The sequence below is a fragment of the Gordonia sp. C13 genome (assembly GCF_023218005.1).
GTDB classification, from domain to species: domain Bacteria; phylum Actinomycetota; class Actinomycetes; order Mycobacteriales; family Mycobacteriaceae; genus Gordonia; species Gordonia namibiensis.
In genome coordinates this window covers 16,034-33,369 of sequence record NZ_JALPSY010000014.1, presented here as the reverse complement: position 1 = coordinate 33,369, position 17,336 = coordinate 16,034, and the positions used below count along the sequence as shown (strand labels likewise).

Sequence of the window (17,336 nt, the reverse complement as noted above, 5' to 3'; positions counted from 1 at the left end):
GCTCAACCGTAATTCGTTCCGTCACGATCGGTCGCCTCATCGTGGGTCAACGTCGGACCCTGACCGACGATCGCCGGCGCGGTCTCCCGGGCGAACAACCAGGTGACCAGGGCGATCGACGCGACCACACCGGTCAGCACGAACGCGGGACCGAAACCGACCCGATCGGCCACGAACCCGACGATCACCGGCCCGGTCACCGCACCGAGGTCGGAGGACATGCCGAACGCGGCGAGCGCCGACCCACCCTGCTGGCGGTTGCCCAGGACGTCGGCCAGCGCGGCCTGATGGGTGGGCGCGAACAATCCGGACCCGACACCCGCGAGCACCGACAATGCCAGCGCGACGGGGACGTTGGGCGAGAAACCGAGCGCGATGGTGGCGACGACGGTGATCGTCAGGCCCGGCAGCATGATCGGCCGACGACCGAACCGGTCGGAGAGCCTGCCCGCGACGAGGATCGCGAGAACGTTGCCCGCCGCATAGACCGCCAGCACGATCCCGGCCATCCCCGCGCCCGCACCGAGCCCCTCGGTGATGAACAGCGGGACCACCGCCACGCGCACGCCCATCGACGCCCAACCCTGCGTGAAGTTCGACGCGAGGATGGCCCGGTAGGCGCTGTCCCGCAGGGCGGTACGGAAGCCGATGAGTCCGGCTGTCGGCCCCTCGGCCTGGTCCGGGGCGATGACCTCGCGCAGCTGGGTGGCCACGACCGCCGACGCCACCAGGAGGGCGACGGCGTACACGACGAACGGCACGCGCAGACCGAAGCCCACCAGCGCGGCGCCGATCAGCGGTCCGGTGATGGAACCGATCAGGAATCCCGCGGAGAACAGGCCCGATACCCGGCCGCGAATGTCGCTGGGCGCCATCCGGATCAGCAACGCCATCGCCGAGATGCTGAACATCGTCGACCCGATGCCGCCCAGACCGCGGAACACCAGCAGCTGCCAATACGACTGTGCGAAGGCACAAGCCAGCGTGCTGGCCGCGACGATGAGCAGCCCGGTCAGGTAGATGCGCCGTTCGCCGAACACCGACACGAGCCGTCCGCCCGCGGGCGCGAACAGCAGCCGCATGATCGCGAAAGCGGACACCACCGCGGTGGCCGCGGTGAACGAGACGTTGAACGCGCGAGCGAAACTCGGCAGGGCAGGCGCGATGAAGCCGTAACCGAGTGCGATGACGACGTTGGCCGACAGCAGCACCCAGATGCCGCGGGGGATCTGCCTCATGGCAGCTCGGGCAGATCGTCGAGGGCCTTCGCGGTGAGTTCGCGGCCGAGATCGATCATCTCGGTGGCCTTGTGGAAGTCGAGGGTGCGCACCGTGCGGCGAGGCACCCGGATCAGGACGTCGGGCGGATAGCCGGCGACCTGGTACCGGGTGAGCGCATCCTGCATGATGTCGAGCGACCGGCTGAGCACCTCGACGCGACCCATCCGCTGGGGCTCGTCGGCGGTGTCCGTCGACACCGCCGCGGTGTCGACCACGACCGCGCCCTCCTCGTCGGGGACGGCAGCCGGAGCCACCTGGTCGGCGCCGTCGGCGGCGGCCTCGGTGCTCAACTGCTGGGTGTTCGCGGACTCCGAACCCGCCAGGTCGCCGGCCTCCGAGCCGAAGCGGTCACGCACCGAGCGCACGAACTCGTTGTCGAGGATGGGCGCGACGTTGCGTCGGAGCAGGCCTTTCGCTTTGGGCTGCCGACTGGCACCCGTCTCGGGCCCGCCGTCGGAGCCGACGATCACGCCGATCGTCACGTCACTCGGGACGCCCGAGGTCGGCGCGACGGGCAGCGGGTCGAGGATGCCGCCGTCGGCGAGGAGCCGCCCCTTGTGTTCGTGCGGGCTGATCACTCCGGGGATCGCGATCGACGCACGCAACGCGTCGGCGAGATTGCCGCGCTGGAACCACACCGCACGACCGGCGTACAGGTCGGTGGCGATGGCCGTGAACGGGATCGGCAGGTCCTCGATCACGGTGTCGCCGAGGATCTCCCGCACCCGGGTGAGGATGCGTTCGGCACCGATGACCCCCGGTTTGGTGAGGGAGACGTCGAGCAGCCGCACGACGTCGAGCTGGGACAGGCCCGAGATCCAGTCGACGTAGTCGTCGAGTTTGCCCGCGCAGTACAGGCCCCCGACCAGCGCACCCATGGATGATCCCGCGACGGTGACGATCTCGAATCCGCGTGCCTCGAGCTCGGCGATCACGCCGATGTGCGCGTACCCGCGAGCGCCGCCACTTCCCAGAGCCAGCGCCACGCGCGACGGTCGAGCCATGCCGCAACCCTACCGCCGCAGGTTGTCCCGCCGAGATCGCGGGACGCCGATCACTCGCCCATGAGGCGACGGGGACCGGGACCGAGTTTGTTCAACTCGTCTCCGGGGTTCAGCAGGTGGCATTCGCCGAGCGACAGGCATCCGCACCCGACGCACGACCCCATCATGTCGCGCATGTTCTCCAGCAGTGCGATGCGGTGGTTGATGTCGTCCACCCAGCGCTTCGACGCCGCCTCCCACATCGACTTCGACGGGGATTCGTGGTCACCGAGTTCGGCGAGCACCTCGCCGATCACCGACAGCGGGATGCCCGCGACCTGCGAGGCCCGGATGAACGCGACCCGGCGCAACATCGCCCGGTGGTAGCGCCGCTGGTTGCCGGCGGTCCGACGGCTGAAGATCAGGCCCTGCTCCTCGTAGAACCGGACCGCCGACGGCGCGATGCCCGCCCGCTGCGCGAGCTCCCCGACCGAGAGCTCGAGTCTCTTCAGCGTCATGCGTCGATGGTAGGCACCGGAGTGCTCAGTTGCGTACCACCAGCACCGGGCATTCGGCGTTGTGCATGACCTTCTGGCTGGTCGAGCCGAGCATGAGTCCGCGGAATCCGCCGCGTCCGCGGCTGCCCACGACGACGAGCTGGGCATCGGTTCCGGCCGCGTCGAGCAGCGCCTTGGCCGGCTCCTCGGGCAGTACGCGGCGTTCCACCCGGACGTCCGGGTAGTCCTGCGCGTACCCGGCCAGCCGCTCGGCGAGCACTTCGACCGCGTCCTGGGTCATCCGTTCGACCTCGTCGTGCCCGATCCCGTACCCGTGCAGGGCGTCGGCGTCGAGCGGGGTCCAGGTGTGGACCGCGACGAGCGGGGCGTTGCGGAGCGACGCCTGCCGGAACGCCTCGGCGACGGCCACGTCGCTGATCGGCGAACCGTCCACGCCGACCACGACCGGGCCGGTGTCGGAGCCCTCCGCGGCGACGACGGCCACGCGGCCGTGTGCGTGGGCCGCCACGTTGATGCTCACCGAACCGAGGAACAGGCCCTTCACACTTCCCAGCCGACGGGTTCCGACCACGATCATCGCGGCGTCCTTGCCGAGTTCGAGGAGCACGCGCGCCGCGTCGCCGTCGACGATCGACGTGGTCACGCTGACGTTCGGTGCCGCTGCCTTGGCGACGTCGTTCGCGGCATGTACGGCATCCGAGGCGTCCTGCCGGATGGCGTCGACGACGTCCTGCGGGATGATCAGGCCGGGCGCGTAGTCGCTGGTGCTCGCGTCGTAGGCGCCGACGATCTTGAGGTCGAGGCCTTCCGCCGCCGCGGCCTTGGCCGCCCATCGCACCGCGCCGGTGGCCGCGTCCGAACCGTCCACGCCGACGAGTATCGCGTTCATGTCGGTCATCTCCTCTGGGCTCATCTCTTCTGTCCACGACCGCCTGATGGAGGCCGGGTCCTCGACCTCCATCCTGCTCCCGGGAACCGGCGGCATCAATGAGCACTAAGTCCTTCACGCCGTGGCGTGTAGCGTGGTGGTCATCATGACCTCCCCGACTCCACAGAACTCCAACGACTTTCGTGCGATCGTGATCCACGTCGCCATCACCGTCGTGTTGGGACTCGGCCTCCTCCTCGTCGGACTCGGGGCGTCGGACTCGGTGCAGAACGTCCTCGTCATCGCCTCACCTGTCGTCGTACTGATCGGCGCGATCGCGATGCTGGTGCGTGCCTACCGGGTCTGGAAATCCGGTGGACGGTGGCAGATGTGGCAGGGCGGGGCCTGGTTCCTGCTGGTGTTCTTCATCGTGATGCTGTTCAATTCCGCACCCGTGCTGTTCGAGTCGAACACCGAATAGCGCCGCGGGCGGCCGGTAGAATCCGAGCTCTCACACCACAGGGAGCCAAGCGTGTCCTTCGACGTCACCCGCGGCGCTTCGCCCGTGCACGGCTCGGTCGTTCCGGGGTCGATCATCGCCGCGCACCGCATCGAGTGGGTGCTCCGGAGATCCGACTTCGGCACGACCTGTCGCGCGGTCCCGGTGCCGCCGACTCCCACTCCCCCGGGTCGGCCGGCACCCGACCCGGTCGTGCTCACCGTCGTCGACCCCGCGCGTTCCGCCGATGCCCGGTTCCGCAGCTGGTTCGCCCACTCCAATGAATTGGCCTCGGGCATCAGGAATCCCGCGATCGCCCAGATCGCCGGACACGGCCTCACCGATGGCCGGCTGTGGGTCGCCACTGTGCCGGTGCCCACCACCGACGCGGCCGAACTCCTCCGACACCACCCCGACGGCATCGACATCGATCTGGCCGTGCGGATCGTGGCCGCGGTCGGGGAGGCACTCGACGCCGCCCATCGTCGACGGTTGGTGCACGGCGGTGTCACCACCGCCGACATCCTGATCACGACCGGCCGAGATCCCGCCGCCGAGATCACCGCATCCGACATCACCGACCCGGGTGCGGTCACGCTGCGCGGGTTCGGCCTGTCGCCACCCGCCGCCGGAGAGGACACCCCGCACCCGGACTCCGACGTGGCCGCCCTCGGACGCACACTCGTCGAACTCCTGACCGGGACCACATCGGTTGCCCGGCACCGTGTTTCCGGCGACGTCTCACCCGCTTTCCATTCTGTCCTGGCACGGGCACTCGATCCGGACCCCGATCACCGATATCGGACCTGCGCCGAGTTCGTCCGGGCCGCCGACCTCGCTCTCCACCTCACCCACACCGACGGGGAGCCACCGACCGAGAACATCGACCCCGCACCGCGGGTCTTCCACCCCGCCGGGCATCCCGATCGACCGACCGAGGTCGTCGTCGAACACCCCGGGGGTCACCACCGGGATGTCGAGTCCCGTTCTGGCCGGCCGACTTCCGGTTCTGCTACCGCGCGACGACGCCAGAACATCGCACCGGTCCTGGTGGCGCTCGTCGTGGTCGCGGTCTGTGTGGGCGCGGTGGTCGTCCTCGGCGCGCGCAACGCGCCACCGCCGTGGCCGTCGACGGTCGCACCGATCGCCGACGCCTTCCCACGACTGCTGCCCGACTCCCCCGATCAGCAGGGATGGCGGGATGCGTCCTGTCAGGCCATGTTCCGCGACGGTCTCGACGCCATCGCCTGCTCCGACGCCGAGGAGGTCACCTACGTCGTCTGGCACACCGCCACCCCTGGCGCCCGCGACAGCGTCACCGCACCGCTCGAGGGTTATCCGGGTGACAAGATCCAGTGGCGGGACGGCCCCGCATCGTCGAGCCGCGACAGCCTCGCCGACGGCTGGGTGGTCACCAACTTCGTCGAACCGGTGCGCGAGCCGTTCACGGTGATCACCACGTGGCCGGGCCATTCCGGCCGGCAGATCCTCGACGGCTGGTGGCGCACCGCACCCCTCGGATGACCGGCAACGATGTCAACGACCCCGCAGGGCGTCGATCCGTTCGGCCACCTGCAGCGCGGTCGACGGCCGCGTCCCGGCCAGCGCCAGACAGTTGGCGATCAGCGTGCGCTCGTCGCGGTCGAGCTTCTCCGACAGGGCGGGTGGCGTCGACAGGGCGGCCCGGATCGCCAGCAGCGGCTGGGCGTCGGGCACCTCTCCATACACCCCTTCGTCGGTGAGTGCACGGTGCAGACATGCTCCGAGAGACCAGATGTCGGTCGCGCGGGACGGCACGTCACCGGCCAGCAGTGCCGGGTCCATGTACTGCACGGCTCCGGGCTGGGCGAAGCTGGTGATCGGTTCGTCGGCCGCGAGCACCCGGGCGAGCCCGAGATCGGAGATCTTCCCGCCCGTCTCGGTCACCATGATGCTCGACGGGGTGATGTTGGCATGGGCGATGCCGGCCTCGTGCAGGGCATCGACACCGCGCGCCGCGTCGGCGACCGCGGCCAGACGTTCGTCCCGGCTGAGGGGACGTGCAGGTGTGCCGAGCGATCCCATCGGGAAGAACTCCATCGCATACATGAACTGGCCCTGTAGCACCGCGTCGTAAAGACCGGCCAGGTAGGGCGAGGCGACCGCGGCGAACGCACGCAGTTCCCGGACGCCGCGACGGTAGGCGTCGTCGCTGCACACCCCGCTGAACACCTTGACCACCACGCGGTCGGTGGCCAGCCCGAGGCGCGCGGGCGGCACGGCGAGATAGAACGTTCCGTTGCCGCCGACTCCGAGCTTCTGGAGCACGGTGAAATCCGCGAGCTGCTGCGGGATCTCGACTGTGGCCATGTCAGTGCCTCTCTGGTGATGACGTGGTGGAACCGGTGCCGGCGCTCGGCGTGGGGTCGGTCGGTGCCGTCGCCTCGGCGTACAGCGTGGTCATCCGGTCACCCAGTGCTTCTTCGCTGGTCTCGGTGTTGTCGACGACGGTCACCGGGATGTCCGGACCACGCCCGTGGGTGGGGTCGTCGGCAGCGGCGGCGACGGTGAAGGCGGCGTCCTCGCCGCGGTGACGCTTCGGCTCGACGAGGGAGACCCGGACACCGCGCTCGATCACGGGCCGCAGGTCGGCGAGCCAGCGCCGCCGTGAACCGGTGGACACGATCGTGAGGGAACGAGACCCGAACAACGCCAGTCCGGCGCCCACCACGGCGGCGGTCCGACCGCTGCGGCTGTCCGCGACCTCGCAGGTGATGACGCTGCGGCTGGGTGCCGCACCGGCTGCGGCGTTCTCGTCGACGATCGCCACCGGTGCCGCGCGCAACATCTCGCCGAGGGCGCGGTCGGCGGCGTCGATGACGATCACGTCGGCGTTGGCGTTGCGGGCCATCGCGTCGAGGTCGGCGGCCGGGTCGGATCCGAAGCGGCACAGGACCGACACCGATCCGGCTCCGGTCAGCGAGGCACCGAGCAGGTTCAGCTTCTCGACGGCGGAGGCCATGGCCGCGAAATCGGGTACCACCGGCACGCCGACCTCGAGCCGTCGGGCCGGCCTGTCCGCCGTGGTGAGAAGTCCGGCCAGCACGACGTCGTAACCCGTTGCGCAGTCCAGCAATCGACGGTGTCGTGCGCGGAGGTCCTCGACCGTGCCGTCGGGGTCGCGTAACACCACCAGCACCCGCGGGGCGGTCGCCGCGGCCAGGGCCCGACGTTCGGCCGCGGCGATGTCGTTGGCCACCACCGTGTCCGGGTAGACGAGCCGCAGCAGGGGTTCGGTCAGCACCGTCGTCACCAGTGCCATCACCACGAGCATCGCGAAGAGGTCGTCGCTGAGGACACCGAGATCGCGTCCCGCCGAGAGGATCACCAGCTCGGTGAGACCTCGGGTGTTCATCAGCACGGCGATGGCCGCGCTCTGACGTGTGGGGATCGCCGAGACCCGGGCGCCCGCGTAGGCGCCGAGGAACTTGCCGGCGATCGCGACGACGAGCACCAGGCCCAGTTGCCAGAGCCCGGACAGTCCGATCCCCGCGAGATCGACGCTCAGGCCGGTGACGACGAAGAACATCGGCAGCAACAGCAGCACGCTGACCTGTTCGAGCCGCTCCAGGATCTCGCGGTGCAGCTGCTCGGCACCGACCTTGGGCATCACCGCACCGAACATGAAGGCACCGAAGATCTGGTGGATGCCGATGACGTCGGTGGCAGCCGAGGACAGGAACACACCGATGAGGATGACCGCCAGGATGTCCGGGGTCAGGCGTCCCGCCGTGTCGCGCCACTCGACCAGCTTGGCCAGCAGCGGACGCACGATCCCGAACATGATGACCGCGTACACCAGGGTCATCCCGACGATCTTCGCGACTTCCAGCGGACTGCCGCCCTCGATGATCGCGATGATGAACGCGAGCAGCGTCCAGGCGAGGATGTCGTCGACCGCGGCCGCTGCCAGGCTGAAGACGCCGGGGACGGTCCGCATCATCCCGCGGTCGGCGAGGATCCGCGCCAGCACGGGGAACGCGGTGATCGACATCGCGACGCCCATGAACAGGACCATGCCGAGCCGTTCGATCTCGACTCCGCCGACGGTGTCATGCGACGGGTACAGCAGAAGCCCCAGTGCCGCACCGAGTCCGAACGGAAGCACGATCGAGCATGCGGAGATGCTCGCCGCCGCCCGCTCACGGCCACGGGTCAGTCGCATGTCGAGTTCGAGCCCGACGATGAACATGAACAGCACGAGCCCGATCTGGGCGAGGCCACCGAGGAGTGGCCGTACCTCTTCGGGGAACAGCCACTGGTCGGGGTTCCCGGGGAGGAGCCCCAGAAGGCTCGGCCCGAGTGCGATCCCGGCCGCGATCTCGCCGACGACGGCCGGTTGCCGCACCGCACGCGCGATCATCCCGCCGACGCGGGCGACCGCGATGATGACCGCGACGTCCAGGAGGAGGAATGCGACCGTGTGCTTGTCCATCTCAGGTCCCGGCCGTCTCAGATCCGCGCATGGTGCGACTCGAAGATGAAGTGGCGCCCTCCGATTCGTACATGCGACCCCGGGACCAGGACGTGTGGACGGTGCGGGAGCAGGCGCACCTCCCGGTTCCCACTGCTCGGGTCGGCGACGAAGGTGCCGTTCGCCGAGCCGAGGTCGACGAGCTGGACGGTCCACTCCACCAACCGGATCTCGACGTGCCGGCGTGACAGCTGGCCGGTCTCGTCCTGCACGCGAATCGGTTTCGGCGAACCCGCCCGTCCACCGCCGGACGACCCGGGTTCGCGCCCGATGACCAGGTCCTCGTCGAGCAGGAAGGTGAAGCCGTTGTCGAGCAGCAGCCAACCCAACGGCGGCCGCTCCCCTTCCACCAGGAAGGTCGTCAGCTGATCCATCCGGATGCCGCAAACGCCGCACAACCATGACTGTGGGTGGTTGAGGTGCCCTCGCGAGCAACGGATCCCGTGCACCTTGGCCCGCGACGCCTCGATCTTCACGACCTCGGTCGCGGGACGCTGATGCTCTTCCTTCGGCAGCGGGGCGCGCGGTTCGAGGGGCTCGGCGAACGGGCTCGGTCGGACAACGGGTGCGGCCGGCATCGGATCCGTCGGGAGAGGTTCGACCGGGTCCGGTTGGCCGACCGGCGTCCCGCCGAGCGGGGTCGACGTGAACGGCAGTGGCTCGGCGACCTCCGGTCGCATCCGCTCGGTCGTCCCCATCGGATCGGGGTCGCCGGCAACGGGTTCTGGCTCCGGCTCCGGTTCGGGTTCGGGTTCGGGCTCCGGCTCCGGCTCGGGCGCCGGGGTCTGCATCGACGCCGGCAGCGGGTGGAATTCGGTGCCGCGCAACCCGAGCGGTGTGTGCAGCAACGCCCCTGCGGCGGGCACGACACCGTCGACCAGGTCGAAACGCTCCTCGCCGACCTCCGCCGGGACGGTGCCCTCGAGGTAGAGACCGAGTCCCTCGAACGGCCACGGAATGGCCTTGTCATAGGTGTCGCCGGGGGGCGGTCCGATCCGCTTTCCATCGGTCTCGCCGTAGACCCGCCCCGACATGAAGATCGCGATCCCGACGTTGTCGGGCGCGGCGAACGCGATGTCGATCTGTTCATCGGCGGTGAGCACGAGCTGCGCCAGCGCGCGGACGAGATGACGACCACGCCGGGGTGCCGAATCCGGGACGGACACCGCGGATTCGACGTCGAGCAGGTCGGTGATGAACGCCGCGGGCACGGTGTCGGAGATCAGGCAGAGGAACGCCGGTTTGCGGATCACGATCCCCGCACCAGGGATAAGCGTCACCGTCGGGGTCACGCTGGGGATGTCACCCGGGATGGTCACAGGAACCGGCCTCCTTGGAATCGCCAGTGCGGGAAGATCACTCGCAGCGGACCGTTGACCGCGACCCACACCAGCAGCCAGGTGGTGAGGAACTGGACGGTGAACACCAACGGCGACGGTCGCAGCTCCGCCGGCAGCAGACCTGTCTTGTCGACGACGAGCCACACCACGATGCCCTCGTTGATCGCGGTGAGGAGACCGAACAGGGTGGGCCAGTCCTTCTCCCACCGGAACTGCTGCACGAAGTGGTAGACGAACTCCCACGCGACGCCGAGCACGATGACGGTGAACAACACCGTGAACGCGACGCGGTAGACCTCGAAGACGGTGGGGTCACCCGACGAGATCAGCCACAGGAACGGAACCAGCACGACGGTCCACGCCCCGCCGAGGATGCCAAGCACCAGCACGCGGGTCTGGATCCGTCCCCACAGGGTGGGCAGCATCAGTCGACTCCCTTGTTGTTCATCCATCGCCACCACTGGGCAGTCGAACGCCACGGGGTGAGTCGCCTGCAGAAGCCCTGCCGCGCGAGGTCGTCGACGATCTCGAGAGCGGCGATCTGCAGACCGAGAAAGGTGTCGACACCCGGGAAGTACCCGCCGAGCGTCGCACTACCCGATGCGTACAGCTTCCCGTCGCCGTTGCGGGTGCCCTTCAGCTCGAAGTCGCGTTCGACGTCCATCCGGCCGACCGGGTTGATCCCCGCCCCGGTGTGGTCGAGAAGATCGCGCAACAACCGGTGTTCGCGCACGTCGGCCTCGAGCCCGGTGCAGTCGATGACGTAGTCGGCGTACAGCTCGAAGGTGCCGTCCGGACGGTGCTCCTGCCTGATCGGGGCGTGGGGGTCGACGCGAACCGTCGTCACCACACCCTGGCCGCCCGGCCCGGGAACCAGGCTCTCGGCCTTGCCGACCGCGGCTCGGTACCACCCTTCGCGGCGTCCACGAGCGAGCTGTTCCTGCCAGTCGTCGCGGATCGGGGTGTTGGTGCCGCCCATCTGTTTGTAGGCCTCGGCGCGGTCGTGGCCCTCGAGTTTGCGCATGCGCGCCTTGAGCTGGCCGCCCCACACCGATTTCGGATAGTTGAATCCCTGGTAGGCCCAACCGTCCTTGCCCTTGCGCCGCATGAAGATGTGCGGGCCGTGTGGTTTGTCGTAGTACGTGCGGAACAGGTGCACGATCTGCGTCTGCAGGCCGAGCGCATCCCGGTCGTCGATGAGGCGTTGCAGCACACGGGATGCGACGATCCCGGCGCCGCGGATCAGGACGGTACCCGGCTTGCGTTGCAAGGACTGGTAGACGTGTTCGTGGGGTTCGTAGGCGTTGACGACCTTGCTGGCGTCGCGATAGGTCTCGCGGAACGCCTGCAGGTCCGGCAACAGTTTGATCCCCGGATACCCGATGGCCACATGCACCCAGCGACTGCGGAACGCCACCCGCTTGGTCGGCGAACCACCCTGTGGCGGTGTGAGAATCGTGAAGTAGCCGCCGCCGGCGCGGCGTCGGATCATGCGGACCTGCCCACGGTGCAGGCACCTCAGGTAGCCGATGCGGTGGCACTCCTTCTCCATGGACTCGAACGCCTGCCCCGCCTTCGGGGTGTAGTAGTTCGCGAAGATCGGTTCGACCAGGACATTCCACAGCGGCTTGATCGTCTTGTCGGCCCACGCCTCGCGGACGGCGTAGGACGGGAACCCCCAGATGTTGTCGGGGGTCGAGGCCGAATCCGATCGGAGTCGTTCGCCGCGCGGGATCTGCGACACCCGGGTCAGGTACTCGTAGCTGTGCCACGGCACGTCCTGGGGACCGAGGACCGCAATCTGGTCGAGCGGGACACCGCAGATCCGGAGATAGTCGACCGTGACGAAGGAACCGATCCCCGAACCGACGGTGACGAACGGGACGTCGACGATCGGGATACCGGCCGCCTCCACCATCGCCTCGGTCCAGACGTCGGTGTCGACGAGTTGGGGCGTGAGATCACCGAGGCCGCCGGGGTGGGGCCGCGCGGCGGGACGTGCCGGGAACTGCTCCGGCCGACGCGGCGGGAACGGTCCCGGCGCGTACGGGACACGACGGGACATCGCTTCCTCCGATGAGGTCGGGTGGCACGGGACGGTGCGGTCACTCTAACGCGCGAAGCGGTCCGGAACAGGGTGAAACCAGCCGATCGAATTACGGCCGTCTCGGCAGGTCAGCGGGTGAACCGGACACGATCGGGCGCAGCCCGCGCAGGCACCTCGGCCGCGGAACGTGACATTGACTGTTGACAAATAGCGGAGCGTCGAAATACGTTCGAGTCATCCGCTGTGGCCGCCCTCACGCAGCCCGGCCCACCTCGAAGGACGCGACGATGACCAAAGCATTGACAAATCCGAACTCCCTGCACACCGCCGGCGACGGCCCGGCCCGCTACGTTCCCGAACACGACAAAACGGGCGGCCAGCAGGACTACGGACAGGTGCTCGACGACCTGTCCTCGGCCTCGGTTCACCGCAACTTCGATCCCTACGTGGACATCGACTGGGATGCGCCGCACATGGCGATCACCGAGAACGATCCGCGCTGGATCCTCTCCTACGAGGTCGACCCGATCGGCCGCCATCCCTGGTACCAGCAGCTTCCGGAGAGCAAGCAGATCGAGATCGGCATGTGGCGTCAGGCCAACGTCGCCAAGGTCGGCCTGCAGTTCGAGTCCGTCCTGATCCGCGGCCTGATGCAGTACAGCTTCAAACTGCCCAATGGTGCACGCGAATTCCGGTACACCACGCACGAATCCAAGGAGGAGTGCAACCACACCCTGATGTTCCAGGAGTTCGTGAACCGGGTGGGCATGGACGTTCCCGGCGCGAAGATCGGATACCGCCTGATCTCGCCGTTCGTCCCGCTGGTCTCGACGGTCTTCCCGATCGTGTTCTTCTTCGGCGTCCTCGGCGGCGAAGAGCCGATCGACCACATCCAGAAAGACTTCCTGCGGACCCGCGCCCGCCTGCACCCGACGATGGCCGCGGTCATGCAGCTTCACGTGGCCGAAGAGGCGCGGCACATCTCCTTCGCCCACCACTTCATCCGCGAGCAGGTCCCGCAGCGCAACCGCTTCCAGCGTTTCCTGCTGTCGCTCATGCTCCCGCTGACCATGCGTACCCTGTGCAGCGCGATCGTGGTGCCGCCGCGCTCCTTCGCCAAGGAGTTCGACGTCCCGCGCGAGGTCATGAAGGACATCTTCTGGCGGTCCGAGGAGTCGAAGCGATTCCTGCGCAACGTTTTCGGCGACGTCCGGATGCTCGCCGAGCAGAGCGGTCTGATGAACCCGGTGTCGCGCCTGCTCTGGCGTGCGCTCGGAATCTACGGCCGCCCTTCGCGTTTCCGCAGCGAGCCCACCTACACGGCCGCCTGATCTCCCCTCTCACCCACAGGTAGCGAACCGACCCTCATGCCTCACGTCGTCACCCAGGCGTGCTGCGGCGACGCGTCGTGCGTCTACGCATGCCCCGTCAACTGCATCCACCCCACCCCGGAAGAGCCGGATTTCGGCATCGCCGAGATGCTCTACATCGACCCGGCCACCTGCGTCGACTGCGGCGCCTGCGTCAGCGCCTGCCCCGTCGGCGCCATCGTTCCCGGCCACCGGCTGCCCGAGGGCCAGGAGCGGTTCGCGGAGGTCAACGCCGCGCAGTACCGCGAACCCGTCGACGGGGCAGCACGTTTCCCGGTTGACCCCGCGCGCCGGCTGCCGCTCGCCCCGATCGACCGGCCACGTCAGCTCGCGGTCGACGCAAAGGTGTCGATCGGCATCGTCGGGTCGGGTCCGTCGGCGATGTACGCCGCCGACGAACTACTGCGGCAGCCCCAGGTGTCGGTGACCATGTACGAGCGGCTCGACCGGCCGTTCGGCCTCGCACGCTTCGGCGTCGCCCCGGACCACCTGCACACCCGCAAGGTGATGCGTCTGTTCGACGACATCGCACGCAACCCGAACCTGGAAATCCTGCTCGACACCGAGGTGGGACGCGACCTCACACTCGACGAGCTGCGGTCCCGCCACCAGGGCGTCATCTGGGCCGGCGGCGCCCCCACCGACAAGACGCTGGACCTGCCTGGGATCGATCAGGCGGGTGTCACCTCTGCCACGTCGTTCGTCGGTTGGTACAACGGCCATCCGGACTTCACCGACCTCGACGTCGACCTGTCCACCGACCGCGTGGTGGTCATCGGCAACGGCAACGTCGCGCTCGACGTCGCTCGTATCCTCGTCGCCGACCCGGCGGCACTCGCCGACACGTCCATCTCGCCGGCCGCGCAGGCCGCGCTGGCCGAATCGTCGGTGCGCGAGGTGGTCGTGCTGGGACGACGCGGACCCGCCCACGCCGCGTTCACCCTGCCCGAGCTGATCGGGCTCGTCGATTCGGGTGTCGCGGTGACCGTGGATCCCGCTGATCTCGAATCCGCCCAGGTGGACGGCGAACTCGACGCCACCATCCGCGCCAAGCTCGACATCCTGGCCGAGTGCGCCGCCGCCGAACCGAAGGGTCGTCGAATCCGCTTGGCGTTCTTCGGTTCTCCGCTCGAGGTGACGGGCGACCACGGACGCGCGACCGGCGTCGTCGTGGGCCGCAATCGGCTGACGGTCGACGATGCGGGTGTCGTGACCGGAATCGAACCGACCGGTGAGACCACCACCGTCGACGCCGGACTCGTGCTGACCTCGGTCGGTTACCGCGGGGTCGCCGTGCCGGGTCTACCCTTCGACGACGCGGCCGGCGTCATCCCGCACCGCGCCGGCCGGGTCATGGACGGCGAGCAACCGGTGCCGGGCGTCTACGTGACCGGTTGGATCAAGCGTGGGCCGTCGGGCTTCATCGGGACCAACAAGACCGACTCCGCAGAGACGGTGGCGTCGTTGCTCACCGATCTCGAAACCGGCGCACTCTCGGATAGATTGATCGACCATGGGGCCCGCGTACCAGCGCACCACCGTGCGCGCCGATTTGTCCGCTCTTCCGGCCGACGTCGCGGCGGCGTTGCGTGATCATGCCGAGTCGCGGCAACTGACCGTCACCGACGACCTGCCGGCCTGGAGCACCCGGAGCATCAACCCGCCCGCGTCCTCCACGATCGGCAGATTGCTCGGCCGGCGCGCGAACCCCGTCGACCCCGACTCCGAGAACCAGACGCTCGTCGTCCTGCATCCGACGCACCTCCTGATCGCCAACTCCGGGGCGAAGCGCGGGATCTCGGCGCTGTCGGTGCCGCTGGCGATCGCCTCGATCGAGACGCCGGAATCCCCGGACGGGTTCGCAGTGGTCGGCTTCGCCGGCGAGAGCGGCCGTCCGGGCAGCTACTACCTGGGCGTCGGGGAACCACACGGCGAGGAATGCCGGGAAGCGGTACGTGCGGCGATCGTGGCCGCGAAGAACCCGTGAGCGGCCCTGTCCAGACCCGTGGTCGCCGACCCTCGGTCGGTATCGCTCTGGCGCTGATCTCGTCGGCCTGCTTCGCCATCTCCGGAGTCCTGGCCCGGGCGATGATCGAGTCCGGGTGGTCGGCGGGAGCGACCGTGACCGTCCGCATCGCGGTGGGCGCTGCCGTACTGGCGATTCCCGGGTTGCTGGCCTTCCGGGACCGGCAGCCCCTGCTGCCTCCGCCGGTGCCTCCGCAATCCGTCGCGCGATCCTGGTGGGTGCTGATCGCCTACGGACTACTGGCCGTCGCGGGATGTCAGCTGGCCTACTTCTATGCCGTCACCTACCTGCAGGTCGGGGTGGCGCTGCTGATCGAGTACACCGCGCCGGTCGCGGTCCTGGTGTGGATGTGGCTGCGGCACGCTCAGCGACCCACCCGCGTCACCGTGTTCGGGGCCGCTCTCGCGATCGCCGGCCTCGCCCTGGTCCTCGACCTGACCGGGGAGGTCTCGATCAGCGTCGTGGGCGTTCTGTGGGCTCTGGCCGCGATGGTGGGTGCTGCTGCCTATTTCGTGATCTCCGCCGACGAACGAACCGGCCTGCCGCCCCTCGCGCTCGCGGCCGGCGGTCTCGTGATCGGTGCGATCACGCTCGCCGTGGCCGGGCTCGTCGGGGCGCTGCCGATGACCGCGTCGACCTCGGCGGTCTACATCGGCGACCTCTCGCTGCCCTGGTGGGCTCCCCTGCTGATGCTGGGTGTCGTGTCGGCCGCGATGGCCTATGCCTTCGGCATCGCGGCCGGCCGGGTACTCGGCGCCCGGGTGATGTCGTTCGTCGCCCTGTCCGAGGTGTTGTTCGCGGTGTTGTTCGCCTGGCTCGCCCTCGACGAACTCCCGGCGCCGATCCAGCTTCTCGGTGGCCTGCTGATCGTCGCGGGTGTCGTGTTCGTCCGATTGGGCGAGGCACCCTGAACCTGGACTCCAGACCTCGGATCAGCGCGACGCCACATCGGATGCCGTTGTGCGCGTTCCCTATCGGCACCGGAACCCGGCCGGTTCCAAAGTATGTGTCGCACGTCGCATTACGCACGAGTAGTCTTGCGCCCCATGTGGGGGAGGAACCACGCGTGACGGGGATGTTCTCGAGGTTTGACTACACCGACGCCGCGCTGACCACCGGGGAACGCTTTCTGGAACTCGTCGAGGGGGTCGACGAGCCGGAGACGCGTGTGCCGGACACACCGGGATGGACGCTGGTCGACTGTCTGGGGCACGTTGCCCTGGCGCCGACCCGATTTCTCGAACTCGCGCGCGGTGAGGGGGAATGGTGTCGCCAGGCGGTAGACGTCCCGGACTTCAATGCGAAGCAGATCGCGAACCTGCCGACCCGTGAGGTGTCGGTTCTGGCCCGCCAGCTGAGGGAAGACCTCGACACGTTGGTCGACGCCGTCTCACACTTCAACGCGCAGGTCCCCAAGATGCGGTTCGACGGTGACCGGCTGATCCGCGCCGATGCCGCACTGGGCATCCTCATCGGCGAGTTCGTGGTGCACGGCTTCGACGTCGCGCGAGCGATCGGCGCCCGTTGGTGGGTCGAGCCCGAGGTGGTGCTGATGATCGTCCGCGGACGACAGCAGATCCTGCCCAGCTGGGTGGACACGACGACGGCGGCGGGACACCAGGCCACCTACGACATCCGGCTGCGCGGATGTTCGGAACGCTACGTCTACGAGTTCACCGACGGCGAGCTGGTCATCAACCCCGACGAGCCCCGGCGCCCCGATGTCCACATCAGCGTCGACCCGACTGCCGCACTGCTGACCGGCTACGGGCGGCTCTCCCCCACCTGGGCCGCGCTGACCGGAAGGGCCTTCGCATGGGGAAGCAAGCCGTGGCTTGCGCCACGGCTTGCTTCGAAGTTCCTACCCGCCTAGTTCGGCGGGCTTGATTCAG

The 17,336-nt window shown here is 68.7% G+C and carries 16 protein-coding genes; 7 read left to right on the top strand and 9 right to left on the bottom strand.

Annotation, left to right across the window (positions count from 1 at the left end):
- Window positions 1-2: 2 nt before the first annotated feature.
- The 4 genes from M1L58_RS12890 to M1L58_RS12875 are packed head-to-tail and all read right to left on the bottom strand — an operon-like array spanning window position 3 to window position 3,670.
- Window positions 3-1,238 carry an MFS transporter gene (locus tag M1L58_RS12890; RefSeq protein WP_006867369.1) on the bottom strand — a complete coding sequence of 412 codons (1,236 nt, stop codon included), beginning with the start codon at window positions 1,236-1,238 and terminating at the stop codon, window positions 3-5.
- Window positions 1,235-2,284, bottom strand: a complete 1,050-nt coding sequence (locus tag M1L58_RS12885; RefSeq protein WP_248659175.1) for a patatin-like phospholipase family protein — start codon at window positions 2,282-2,284, stop codon at window positions 1,235-1,237. The genes M1L58_RS12890 and M1L58_RS12885 overlap by 4 nt, the downstream gene beginning before the upstream one ends.
- 50 nt (window positions 2,285-2,334) lie before the next feature.
- Complete coding sequence (soxR, locus tag M1L58_RS12880) at window positions 2,335-2,781, bottom strand: redox-sensitive transcriptional activator SoxR (RefSeq protein ID WP_006867367.1); 447 nt, start codon at window positions 2,779-2,781, stop codon at window positions 2,335-2,337.
- 25 nt (window positions 2,782-2,806) lie between these two features.
- Window positions 2,807-3,670: a universal stress protein gene (locus M1L58_RS12875; RefSeq protein WP_248659174.1), complete on the bottom strand. Its 864-nt coding sequence runs from the start codon at window positions 3,668-3,670 to the stop codon at window positions 2,807-2,809.
- A 145-nt stretch (window positions 3,671-3,815) separates the two neighbouring features.
- Between M1L58_RS12875 and M1L58_RS12870 the strand changes: the two genes are divergently transcribed.
- Together M1L58_RS12870 and M1L58_RS12865 are read left to right on the top strand one after the other, a co-directional pair.
- Window positions 3,816-4,130: a hypothetical protein gene (locus M1L58_RS12870; protein WP_006867365.1), complete on the top strand. Its 315-nt coding sequence runs from the start codon at window positions 3,816-3,818 to the stop codon at window positions 4,128-4,130.
- A gap of 51 nt (window positions 4,131-4,181) precedes the next feature.
- On the top strand, window positions 4,182-5,672 hold the full coding sequence (locus tag M1L58_RS12865) for a serine/threonine protein kinase (protein ID WP_248659173.1): 1,491 nt from the start codon (window positions 4,182-4,184) through the stop codon (window positions 5,670-5,672).
- A gap of 12 nt (window positions 5,673-5,684) precedes the next feature.
- Here M1L58_RS12865 and M1L58_RS12860 read toward each other — a convergent pair whose 3' ends face one another.
- From M1L58_RS12860 to M1L58_RS12840, 5 genes are read right to left on the bottom strand one after another with little or no spacing between them, the layout of a single operon-like run.
- Complete coding sequence (locus M1L58_RS12860) at window positions 5,685-6,497, bottom strand: protein kinase domain-containing protein (RefSeq protein ID WP_006867363.1); 813 nt, start codon at window positions 6,495-6,497, stop codon at window positions 5,685-5,687.
- Between the two features lies 1 nt (window position 6,498).
- Window positions 6,499-8,622 (bottom strand): cation:proton antiporter, encoded by a 2,124-nt coding sequence (locus tag M1L58_RS12855; RefSeq protein WP_248659172.1) that lies wholly within the window; start codon window positions 8,620-8,622, stop codon window positions 6,499-6,501.
- 17 nt (window positions 8,623-8,639) lie between these two features.
- Complete coding sequence (locus M1L58_RS12850; RefSeq protein ID WP_248659171.1) at window positions 8,640-9,980, bottom strand: FHA domain-containing protein; 1,341 nt, start codon at window positions 9,978-9,980, stop codon at window positions 8,640-8,642.
- Window positions 9,977-10,426: a hypothetical protein gene (locus tag M1L58_RS12845; protein WP_248659170.1), complete on the bottom strand. Its 450-nt coding sequence runs from the start codon at window positions 10,424-10,426 to the stop codon at window positions 9,977-9,979. Before M1L58_RS12845 ends, M1L58_RS12850 begins: the two co-directional genes overlap by 4 nt.
- The gene (locus tag M1L58_RS12840; RefSeq protein WP_248659169.1) at window positions 10,426-12,066 is read right to left on the bottom strand and encodes a hypothetical protein; all 1,641 of its coding nucleotides are present in this window, start codon (window positions 12,064-12,066) and stop codon (window positions 10,426-10,428) included. Before M1L58_RS12840 ends, M1L58_RS12845 begins: the two co-directional genes overlap by 1 nt.
- A gap of 269 nt (window positions 12,067-12,335) precedes the next feature.
- Here M1L58_RS12840 and M1L58_RS12835 point away from each other — a divergent pair, with 269 nt between their 5' ends.
- From M1L58_RS12835 to M1L58_RS12815, 5 genes are all read left to right on the top strand, one after another.
- Entirely contained in the window at window positions 12,336-13,379 is a 1,044-nt protein-coding gene (locus tag M1L58_RS12835) for an AurF N-oxygenase family protein (protein WP_248659168.1), read from the top strand.
- A gap of 36 nt (window positions 13,380-13,415) precedes the next feature.
- Complete coding sequence (locus tag M1L58_RS12830; RefSeq protein WP_248659167.1) at window positions 13,416-15,011, top strand: 4Fe-4S binding protein; 1,596 nt, start codon at window positions 13,416-13,418, stop codon at window positions 15,009-15,011.
- Window positions 14,932-15,405 carry a hypothetical protein gene (locus tag M1L58_RS12825; protein ID WP_006867356.1) on the top strand — a complete coding sequence of 158 codons (474 nt, stop codon included), beginning with the start codon at window positions 14,932-14,934 and terminating at the stop codon, window positions 15,403-15,405. The genes M1L58_RS12830 and M1L58_RS12825 overlap by 80 nt, the downstream gene beginning before the upstream one ends.
- A complete protein-coding gene (locus M1L58_RS12820) occupies window positions 15,402-16,355 on the top strand; it encodes an EamA family transporter (RefSeq protein ID WP_248659166.1) in 954 nt (317 codons plus the stop codon). The genes M1L58_RS12825 and M1L58_RS12820 overlap by 4 nt, the downstream gene beginning before the upstream one ends.
- A 155-nt stretch (window positions 16,356-16,510) precedes the next feature.
- Complete coding sequence (locus M1L58_RS12815) at window positions 16,511-17,317, top strand: maleylpyruvate isomerase N-terminal domain-containing protein (RefSeq protein ID WP_006867354.1); 807 nt, start codon at window positions 16,511-16,513, stop codon at window positions 17,315-17,317.
- Window positions 17,318-17,336: the final 19 nt, after the last annotated feature.